This is a genomic window from Rhodopseudomonas sp. WA056 (assembly GCF_010906995.1).
Classification (GTDB): Bacteria; Pseudomonadota; Alphaproteobacteria; order Rhizobiales; family Xanthobacteraceae; genus Rhodopseudomonas; species Rhodopseudomonas palustris_G.
Map to the genome: position 1 here is coordinate 1 of NZ_QPFS01000157.1, position 9455 is coordinate 9455.

Consider the following 9455-nt stretch of genomic DNA (forward strand, 5'->3'; position numbering starts at 1 on the left):
CAGCGGCCCGATCATCGCCTCGGCCTTGGCGAGATCGAGGCCGAGAATCATCGCCTTGACCGGGCCGTGCGCCAGCGCCGACACCGACAGCGAGCGGTAGCCGATCGCGATCAACGCCAGCGCCGCCAGCGGCTGCGACGCCATCTCGCCGCATAGAGACAACGAGCGCTTCGCCGCGCGCGCCTTGCGGACGATGTCGCGCAGCGCCCGCAGGATCGGCGCCGACAGCGTGTCGAACCGCTCCGACACTTTCGAATTGCCGCGATCGACCGCGAACAGGAACTGGAACAGGTCGTTGGACCCGACCGAGACGAAGTCGGCGCGCTTGAACAGCTCGTCGAGCTGATACAGCAGTGCCGGGACTTCCAGCATGGTGCCGACGTCCACCCGTTCCGGCAGCGTATGGCCGTGCTGGCGCAGATAGGTCAGCTCGCGCTCGACGATGCTCTTGGCGGCGTCGAACTCGGCGACCTCCGAGATCATCGGGAACATCACCCGCAGGTAACGCCCGGCGGCGGCCCGCAGCAGCGCCCGAATCTGGCTGCGCAGCAGGCCGGGCCGGTCGAGCCCGAGCCGGATCGCGCGCCAGCCCAGCGCCGGGTTCTCCTCGACCACCGTTTCCATATAGGGCAGCGCCTTGTCGCCGCCGATGTCGAGGGTGCGGAAAGTCACCGGCCTGGTGCCGGCCGCGTCAAGCACGGCGCGATACAGCGCGAGCTGATCGGATGAGCGCGGCAGGCTCTGCCCGACCATGAATTGCAGCTCGGTTCGGAACAGGCCGATGCCCGACGAGCCGGTGTCTTCGATATGCGGAAGGTCGATGGTCAGGCCGGCATTGATCATCAGGTCGATCGGCTGGCCGTCCTTGGTGGCGCAGGGCAGATCGCGCAGCGCCGAATACTGCGCCTGACGCCGAGCCCGGAAACGCACCCGCTCGGCATAGGCCGATTCGATCTCCGCCGAGGGGCGCACATAGATCGAGCCGGAGGTGGCGTCGACGATGATGGCGTCGCCCGGGTCGGCGATGCCCGGCGCGTTCGGCACCTCGCCGACCGCGGCGATGCCGAGGGCACGCGCCACGATCGAGACGTGCGAGTTGGCGGTCCCCTCTTCCAGCACCAGGCCGCGCAATCGCTTGCGGTCGTAGTCGAGCAGCGCCGCCGGGCCCATCGAGCGCGCGATCAGGATGGCGTTGTCGGGAAGCTGCTCGCGCGATGGCGCATGATCCTGGCCGACGAGCTGGCGCATCAGCCGATGGCCGAGGTCTTCGAGGTCGTGCAGCCGGTCGCGCAAATACGGATCGGTCGAGCGCAGCATCCGCGCGCGGGTGTCCGATTGCACGCGCTCGACTGCGGCTTCGGCCGTGAGGCCGGTGGCGACCGCCTCGTGCAGCTTGTGCGACCAGCCGTGGTCGTTGGCGAACATCCGATAGGCTTCGAGCACGTCGCGATGTTCGCCGCCTTCGGCGAAGTCGCCGCGCTCCAGCATCCGGTCGAGGTCGGCGCGCAGCTTCGCCAGCGCAGTGTCGAGCCGCTTGATCTCCTTCGGCAGGTCTTCGGCGATGTAATTGGTGATGACCACGCGCGGCTCGTGCAGCACGACATGGCCGAGCGCGATGCCGTCGGACAGCACCGCCCCGGTCTTGTGGATCGAGTGCCGCGCGGCCGGCTCGGCGCCGGGCTGGGCCAGCGCCGAGAGTTCGCCCGAGGCGATCATCTCCGCCAGCACCATCGCGGTGGTCTGCAGCGCCTCGACCTCTTCCTCGACATAGGTGCGCTTGGCGCGGTTCTGCACCACCAGCACGCCGAGGGTGTTGCCGGCGCGCAGGATCGGCACGCCGAGGAACGAGTGGTAGATTTCTTCGCCGGTCTCCGGTCGGAACGAGAACGCCGGATGGCTCTGCGCATCCGACAGGTTGAGCGGCGTCGCCTCCGAGGCGACCAGGCCGACCAGACCTTCGTGGGCGTTCAGCACGGTCTGGTGCACCGCTTCGCGGTTCAGACCTTCGGTGGCGTAGAGCTCGAGAGTGTTGTCGATGCGCAGCACATAGACCGAGCACACTTCGGCCACCATGTTGGCCGCGATCAGCACCACGATCTTGTCGAGGCGTTCCTGCGCGGAGACCTGCTCCGCCATGGTTTCGCGGAGCCGTCTCAGCAAGACGCGGGGACCACCCGACGTGCTCCGCATGTGTCGCAATCTCCTCTGCGAGCCTTGCCCTCGGGCGCGCCGCAGCGCCAGCGGAAAAGCTCTAAAGATATTCACCGCCCGATGTCGGGCCGGGCCGGTCGCCGATCGCCCCGGCCCCGGCCGAACCCGCACGAACGGCCGAACCCGACATTCGGACAGCCGCCGCCGAGCCTTCGCAAACGCAACAAGACCAGCTCTGCCAGCCGCCCCGTCGGCGCACGCGCCGTTCAGGCCGTATAGCGAATTGAGGCTTGATTTGCCAAGCAAAACGCCTGCCAGCCGCGCCCGACAAAACCGCCGCACGCGCTTCTAAATCACCGAAAAATTATTCTAAGCTTGATCCAACCCATAGAGCGTATGCAACGTCCGCACCGCCAGTTCGGTGTAGGCGGCGTCGATCAGCACCGAGAATTTGATCTCCGAGGTGGTGATGGCGCGGATGTTGATGTTGCGGGCGGCGAGCGCCGCGAACGCCTGGGCGGCAACGCCGGCATGGCTGCGCATCCCCGACCCGATCACCGACACCTTGGCGACGTCGGTCTCGCTGTCGAATCGGGCGTAGCCGATCTTGTCCTGCGCCGAAGTGATGGTCTGCTTGGCGCGAGCAAAGTCGGAGGCCGGCACCGTGAAAGTCAGGTCGGTGGTCTTGCCGTCTTCGGAGACGTTCTGGACGATCATGTCGACGTTGATGTTGGCATCCGCCAGCGGTCCGAAGATCGACGCCGCCACGCCCGGCTTGTCCTCGATCCGGCGCACCGAGATCTGCGCCTCATCCTTGGAAAAGGCGATGCCGGTGACGACGTGGTTCTCCATGGAGTCCTCCTCGCTGCTGATCAGCGTGCCCGGCGGCGTGCCGTGCGGATCGATATCTTCGGGCTTGTCGAAACTGGAGCGGACAAAGATCGGCATGTTGTGCACCATGCCGAGCTCGACCGAGCGGACCTGCAGCACCTTGGCGCCGAGCGAGGCCAACTCCAGCATCTCTTCGAACGACACCTTGTCGAGCCGGCGCGCCTTCGGCACCACGCGGGGATCGGTCGTATAGACGCCGTCGACATCGGTGTAGATGTCGCAGCGATCGGCCTTCAGCGCCGCCGCGATCGCCACCGCCGAGGTGTCGGAGCCGCCGCGGCCGAGGGTGGTGATTCTGCACGTTTCGGCGTGGATGCCCTGGAAACCGGCGATCACCGCCACTTCCTTGCGCTCGGTGAAGCGCTTGATGATTTCGCTGCCGTCGATCTCGACGATCCGGGCCGACGCATGGGCGTCGCTGGTGCGGATCGGGATCTGCCAGCCCTGCCAGGACCGGGCCTGAATACCGAGCGATTGCAGCGCAATTGCAAGAAGCCCCGACGTCACCTGTTCGCCGGACGCCACGACCGCGTCGTATTCGCGGGCGTCGTGCAACGGCGAGGCTTCGGTGCACCAGGCCACCAGCTCGTTGGTCTTGCCGGACATCGCCGACACCACCACGGCAACCTCGTGGCCGGCGTCGACCTCGCGTTTGACATGGCGCGCGACGTTCTGGATGCGCTCGATATTGGCGACGGACGTGCCGCCGAATTTCATCACCAGCCGGCCCATGACGAATAGTGCAATCCTTGCAGACAACGAGTATTGATGGCGCGGAATCCGTCAGGCGGGAGCCGCGTGGCGCGTATACACAGCGGCGCGGTTTCGGGCAAGCAAGGGCATTGCAGCCGCGGAACCTGCGCAACCCGCCCCGGGCGTCTGCCGGGGGCGGACAGGCACGGACATACAGGCACGGACATTGAGGAGCACCGCGCACCCCATGGCACTGCAACCCGAGTCCACCGGCCAGCCGGCCTCGACCGTCGATCCGGCCGAGATCGCGAAATTCTCAAAACTGTCGGCCGAGTGGTGGGACCCCACGGGGCGGATGGCTCCGCTGCACCGGATCAACCCGCTGCGGATCAGCTTCATCCGCGACGCCGCCTGCCGCAAATTCGAGCGCAACGCCAAGAGCCTGAGCTGCCTCGAGGGGCTGCGGATGCTGGACATCGGCTGCGGCGCCGGCCTGCTCTGCGAACCGTTCACCCGGCTCGGCGCCCAGGTGATCGGGATCGACCCCTCCGCCACCAATATCGCCGCCGCCAGACTGCACGCCGACAAGTCGCATCTGGCGATCGACTACCGCAACGTCATGGTCGAGGACATCGACCCGCGTGAGCGCTTCGACATCGTGCTGGCGATGGAGGTGATCGAGCACGTCACCGACGTCGGCGCGTTCCTGTCGCGCTGCGCCGCGCTGGTGAAGCCGACCGGAATCATGGTGGTGGCGACGCTGAACCGCAACTGGAAGAGCTTCGCGCTCGCCATCGTGGGCGCCGAATATGTGATGCGCTGGCTGCCGCGCGGCACCCATCAATGGGACAAGTTCGTCACCCCGGCCGAGCTGGAGCAGCACCTCAACCGGCTCAAGCTCACCGTCACCGAACAGTCCGGCCTGGTCTTCAATCCGCTCGCCGACCGCTGGAAGCTGTCGCCCGACATGGACGTGAACTACATGATGGTCGCCGAGCCGGCGCCGTAGAAACCATAGGGTGGGTTAGCGCGCAGCGCGTAACCCACCGATTCCACACCGCGATCCGAAGATGGTGGGTTACGGCGCTACGCGCCTGACCCACCCTACGATCCTCACACACCCTTCAAGATGATCACTGTCGGCGTGCCCGGCAGCGTGTCGCGCGAGATCCGCAAGCTACGTTCGCTGCGCTGATCGATCGCGAACGAGCCGCCGATACGCTGCACGAAGTCCTCCAGCGGCGTCATGAAGCGGTGCATCGGCAGCACCACCGAGGCGCGCAGACGCCGGGTGATGTCCGACATGCCTTCGAGCGACAGCGTGTAGCTGCCGTCGATCGGCACCATCACGATGTCGAGCCGGCCGATCGCGGCGATGTGGCTGTCGTCGAGCGTGGTGTGCAGGTGGCCGAGATGCCCGATGCACAGCCCGGCGACCTCGAAGATGAAGATCGAATTGCCGTCCTTGATCATGCCGCCGGACCCGTCGTCGAAGCGGAAACGGCGGATGTCGGTGGGCACGTTGCGGATCAGCAGGTCTCCGACCCGCAGCCGGACGTTCGCCGCCTGACCGTTCTCGCCCCAGCCGTGCAGCACGTGGGTGATCGCCGGGTCAGGAGCCAGCGTGTAGTGGGTCGAATGCGCCCGATTCATGGTGACGACGTCGGGAGTGCGCCCGGTATCGTAGCTGCCGCTGTAGTCGGTCGCGACCATCACCCCGCCCGGGGTCTCGATCGTGTAGGTCGAATGGCCGCGATAGGTGATCAGCACCTGCTCGGCCGATACGGCCCGCCGTAGACTGACCGGTGTCGCCCGCAGCGGCGCCTGCGCCATCGCCAGACACTCGCTGCCGCGAAAGCCGTCCTGCGCCGAAGCGGCCACCGCCGATCCCAAGGCGGCAACCAGCGCGACCACGATCCACTTCAAGGTCCGCGTCATGCGATGCTCCCTCGGAAGCCATTGCGACGATCGTCCTTGCGACCTGCTCGCGGAGTTTAGCGGCAAACCGGCATCCCGCAATGCAGGCATGATCGGGTTCCGGTTGACCGCTGCGGACCGGATCGCCGAGGGTGCGGCGTCCCTCCTGCCACCCGTGCCATGTTCACCGTCGTCTCGCTCTGGATTCCTTTCACGCTCGTCGCTGCGCTCGGCCAGGTCGCGCGCAACGCGATGCAGCGTTCGCTGACCGGACCGCTCGGCACCTGGGGCGCCACCAATATCCGGTTCCTGTTCGGCTTCCCGTTCTCGCTGCTGTTCTTCGCCGGCGTATTGGCGGCGACCGGCGATGCGATGCCGTGGCCGGGCCTCGATTTCTGGCCGTGGCTGCTGCTCGGCGCACTGTCGCAGATTGCCGCCACCGGGATGATGCTGGCGGCGATGAACGAACGCTCGTTCGTGGTCACCACCGCGTATCTGAAGACCGAGGCTATCCAGACCGCGATCTTCGGCTTCGTGTTTCTCGGCGATCACCTGAACCTGTGGAAGGTCGTGGCGATCCTGATCGCGACCGTCGGCGTCGTCGTCACAGCGCTGCGCCCGGGCGCCGCCCGCGGCCTCGTCAGCCTGCGGCCGACGCTGCTCGGGCTGGGCGCTGCGGCGGCCTTTGCGCTGTCGGCAGTCGGGTTTCGCGGCGCGATCATCGTGGTGCCGAATGTCACCTTCGTCACCGCCGCGACCTTCACGCTGGTGTTCGCACTCGGGGTCCAGACGCTGGTCCTGACCATCTACCTGCTGGCGCGGGCGCCGCAGGTGCTGCGCGACATCCTGAGATTGTGGCGACCGTCGATGCTGGCCGGTTTCATTGGCGCGGCGGCATCGCAATTCTGGTTCCTGGCGTTTGCGCTCACCGCCGCCGCCAACGTTCGCACTTTGGCGCTGATCGAAGTGCTGTTCGCGCAGGCCGTAGCCTACTACTCGTTCAAGCAGCCGGCGGCGCCGCGCGAGGTCGCCGGCATCGTCCTGATCGTGCTCGGCGTCGCGCTGCTGGTCGCAGTGTGATTACTTCAGCGCGATGATCACCGCGCCGGCGGCGATCAGCGCGATCCCGATCCACTCGGTGCCGGACGGCCGCTCGCCGAGAAACAGCACGCCGAACACCACCACCAGCACTACGCTGAGCTTGTCGATCGGCGCCACCAGGCTGGCAGGCCCGAGCTTCAGCGCCCGGAAGTAGCACAGCCACGACGCCCCGGTGCACAGCCCGGACAGGATCAGGAACAGCCAGGTCTTGCCACTGATCGGCCCGTCCGTGACCAGCTTTCCGGTTGCCGCCAGCAACCCGCCGAGTGCCACGAGCACCACCACGGTCCGGATGAAAGTGGCGAGATCCGAATTGATGTCCGCCACGCCGACCTTGGCAAAGATCGCCGTCAGCGCCGCGAACACCGCCGACAGCACCGCCCAGAATTGCCAGGACAAGAGAGTATCGGGATTCATCGGCAAGATCGTTCGGTGCGGTCGCCACATCGGCAGCGAACTCCCTCGCCCCGCCCTTGCGGGGAGAGGGTTGGGGTGAGGGGCGACACGCATAGCTGTCTCTCGACTGTGAGGAGACGCCCCCTCACCCGGTCCGCATCTAACGATGCGAACCGACCTCTCCCCGCACGCGGGGAGAGGCTAAGTCGCGCGCCTTCCTGGCGAGAGGCGCACCTCATTGCGGTTAGTTCCGATCGTCCGGCAGCACCGGCAGCGGCGCCACCTCGATGCCTTCGTCGATCAGCGCCTTGGCCTCGGTCGGCGACGCCTCGCCGTAGATCGGGCGGTGCTCGATATCGCCGTAGTGCATGGCGCGCGCCTGCTCGGGGAAGCGTTCTCCGACATTGTCGGCGGTCTTGACGATGTGGTCGCGGAGTTCCTTCAGCTTGGCGCGCAGTTCACGCTCCTGCGCCATCAGCAGCGGCGTCGGCGAATTTGCAGAAGCAGCCTCGGCCGGAAGGTTGGTCGCGGCGGGGTCGGCGGCGGCCGGCTCGGGCGCGCGGCCGCGGCCTTTCTTGCCGACGATCTGCGGCGCCATGATCGCCTTTTCGACTTTCACCGAATCGCATTGCGGGCAGCTCACCAGCTTGCGCCGAACCTGGGAATCGTAGGCCGACGAGCTCTGAAACCAGCTCTCGAACACATGCCCTTTGTCGCAGCGCAGGCTGTAGCGGATCATGACTGCCGGACCAGATGCAGATGGCCGGGGCCCGCATTGCCATCGGCGACGGTGAAGCGGCGGCCGTGCTGCAGCGACGGGATCTTGCCGCGCGCTTTCGTCACCTCGGCCGGATCAATCCGCGCCATGATGAAGCCGGGCTCGATGCCGCCTTCGGCCAACACCACGCCCCACGGATCGATGATCAGCGAATGACCGAAGGTCTCGCGCTTGTTCTCGTGCAGGCCGCCCTGCGCCGCGGCGAACACGAAGCAGCCGTTCTCGATCGCGCGGGCCCGCAGCAGCACGTGCCAATGCGCCTCGCCGGTCGGCTTGGTGAAGGCCGCCGGAACCGTGAGGAACGACGCGCCGGCTTCCGCCAGCGCCCGGTACAGCGCTGGAAACCGCACGTCGTAGCAGATCGTCAGGCCGATCCGGCCCCACGGCAGATCGGAGATCACCGCGGTCTCGCCGGGCTGGTAGTTCGCCGACTCCCGGTAGCTCTCGCCATTGCCGAGATCGATGTCGAACATGTGGATCTTGTCGTAGCTCGCCAGGATCGTGCCGTCCGGGCCGATCAGGAACGAGCGGTTGACCGCGCGCTCCGGCGAGGCGCGCAGCGCCAGCGAGCCGATGTGCAGATGGATGTTCAGCTCGCGTGCCAGCTCGCGATACGCCTTCAACGAAGCGTCGCTGTCTTGGTCGGCGAGCTGGGCAAATAGCGCTTCACGGTTGAGCTGCATCATGTTGCTCACCTCGGGGGTGAGCACGTAGTCGGCGCCGGCCGCGGCCGCCTCGCGGATCAGCCGGATGCCCTGCTCGAGATTGGGCTCGGGGGTGAGGCCGCTGCGCATCTGCACCAGGGCGGCATTGAACGGCACCGCTTCAGTCATGTCGCTGCCTTTTCGCCGGCGAGCAGCGCATCGAGCTTGCCCTCGCGATCGAGTGCGTAGAGATCGTCGCAGCCGCCGACGTGGGTGTCGCCGATGAAGATCTGCGGATAGGTCGCGCCGGGGCCGGCGCGCTCGTCCATCTTCACCCTGTAGCCCGGATCAGCCGCGACATTGTACTCGGTGAAGGCCGCCTTCTTGCGGTCGAGCAACGACTTGGCAGCGCTGCAATAGCCGCAGCCGGGGCGCGTGAAGATTTCGATCGCTGCGGGCATTCAGGCTCCGTTGGTTGCCGAGGATGGGCGCAAGGAGCGGATTATATGGGGGATTTCAGCGTATCGACAACCCGCGCGAAGACCAGCACCTCGACCGAGACCGCCCTCGCCCGGAGCAGCGCGCGGGCGCAGGCATCGACGGTGGCGCCCGAGGTCAGCACGTCGTCGATCAGCACGATCCGCCGCCCGTGAATCTCGGCCTTACGGTGCTTCGGAACCTTGAACGCTCCCTGCACATTGGCGGCTCGCTCGGACCGCGACAACCCGATCTGATGCGCGGTCGGCCGCACCCGCTGCAGCGCCTCGACCGCCACCGGCAGCTTGGCCTGCCGGCCGATCACCTGCGCGAGCACGCCGGATTGATTGTAGCGGCGCGAGAAACCGCGCCGCCAATGCAGCGGCACCGGCACCAGCAGATCGGCG

General features: G+C 66.8%; 10 protein-coding genes. 2 read left to right on the plus strand and 8 right to left on the minus strand.

Going from position 1 to position 9455, the window contains the following annotated elements; all coding sequences use genetic code 11:
* Together ptsP and DU475_RS21580 are read right to left on the minus strand one after the other, a co-directional pair.
* Positions 1–2190: phosphoenolpyruvate--protein phosphotransferase (gene ptsP / locus DU475_RS21575; protein WP_164633283.1), on the minus strand; the 2190-nt coding region annotated here is incomplete at its 3' end.
* 330 nt (positions 2191–2520) lie between these two features.
* Positions 2521–3774, minus strand: coding sequence for an aspartate kinase (locus DU475_RS21580; protein ID WP_013500483.1), 1254 nt, complete (start codon positions 3772–3774; stop codon positions 2521–2523).
* Between the two features lie 208 nt (positions 3775–3982).
* Between DU475_RS21580 and ubiG the strand changes: the two genes are divergently transcribed.
* Positions 3983–4744, plus strand: a complete 762-nt coding sequence (gene ubiG / locus DU475_RS21585; protein WP_013500482.1) for a bifunctional 2-polyprenyl-6-hydroxyphenol methylase/3-demethylubiquinol 3-O-methyltransferase UbiG — start codon at positions 3983–3985, stop codon at positions 4742–4744.
* Positions 4745–4848: 104 nt separating this feature from the next.
* On the opposite strand, the gene DU475_RS21590 is transcribed toward ubiG, so the two are convergent.
* On the minus strand, positions 4849–5673 hold the full coding sequence (locus DU475_RS21590; RefSeq protein ID WP_164633284.1) for an MBL fold metallo-hydrolase: 825 nt from the start codon (positions 5671–5673) through the stop codon (positions 4849–4851).
* 159 nt (positions 5674–5832) lie between these two features.
* Between DU475_RS21590 and DU475_RS21595 the strand changes: the two genes are divergently transcribed.
* The gene (locus DU475_RS21595) at positions 5833–6732 is read left to right on the plus strand and encodes an EamA family transporter (RefSeq protein ID WP_164633285.1); all 900 of its coding nucleotides are present in this window, start codon (positions 5833–5835) and stop codon (positions 6730–6732) included.
* On the opposite strand, the gene DU475_RS21600 is transcribed toward DU475_RS21595, so the two are convergent.
* From DU475_RS21600 to DU475_RS21620, 5 genes are all read right to left on the minus strand, one after another.
* Positions 6733–7170 carry an EamA family transporter gene (locus tag DU475_RS21600; RefSeq protein ID WP_164633286.1) on the minus strand — a complete coding sequence of 146 codons (438 nt, stop codon included), beginning with the start codon at positions 7168–7170 and terminating at the stop codon, positions 6733–6735.
* A gap of 223 nt (positions 7171–7393) precedes the next feature.
* Positions 7394–7888: a DUF1178 family protein gene (locus DU475_RS21605; RefSeq protein ID WP_013500478.1), complete on the minus strand. Its 495-nt coding sequence runs from the start codon at positions 7886–7888 to the stop codon at positions 7394–7396.
* Positions 7885–8760 (minus strand): carbon-nitrogen hydrolase family protein, encoded by an 876-nt coding sequence (locus DU475_RS21610; protein WP_164633287.1) that lies wholly within the window; start codon positions 8758–8760, stop codon positions 7885–7887. The genes DU475_RS21605 and DU475_RS21610 overlap by 4 nt, the downstream gene beginning before the upstream one ends.
* The gene (grxC, locus tag DU475_RS21615) at positions 8757–9032 is read right to left on the minus strand and encodes a glutaredoxin 3 (RefSeq protein ID WP_013500476.1); all 276 of its coding nucleotides are present in this window, start codon (positions 9030–9032) and stop codon (positions 8757–8759) included. Before grxC ends, DU475_RS21610 begins: the two co-directional genes overlap by 4 nt.
* Before the next feature lie 41 nt (positions 9033–9073).
* Positions 9074–9455, minus strand: a 382-nt coding sequence (locus DU475_RS21620; RefSeq protein ID WP_164633288.1) for a ComF family protein, incomplete at its 5' end; no start/stop codon positions are given.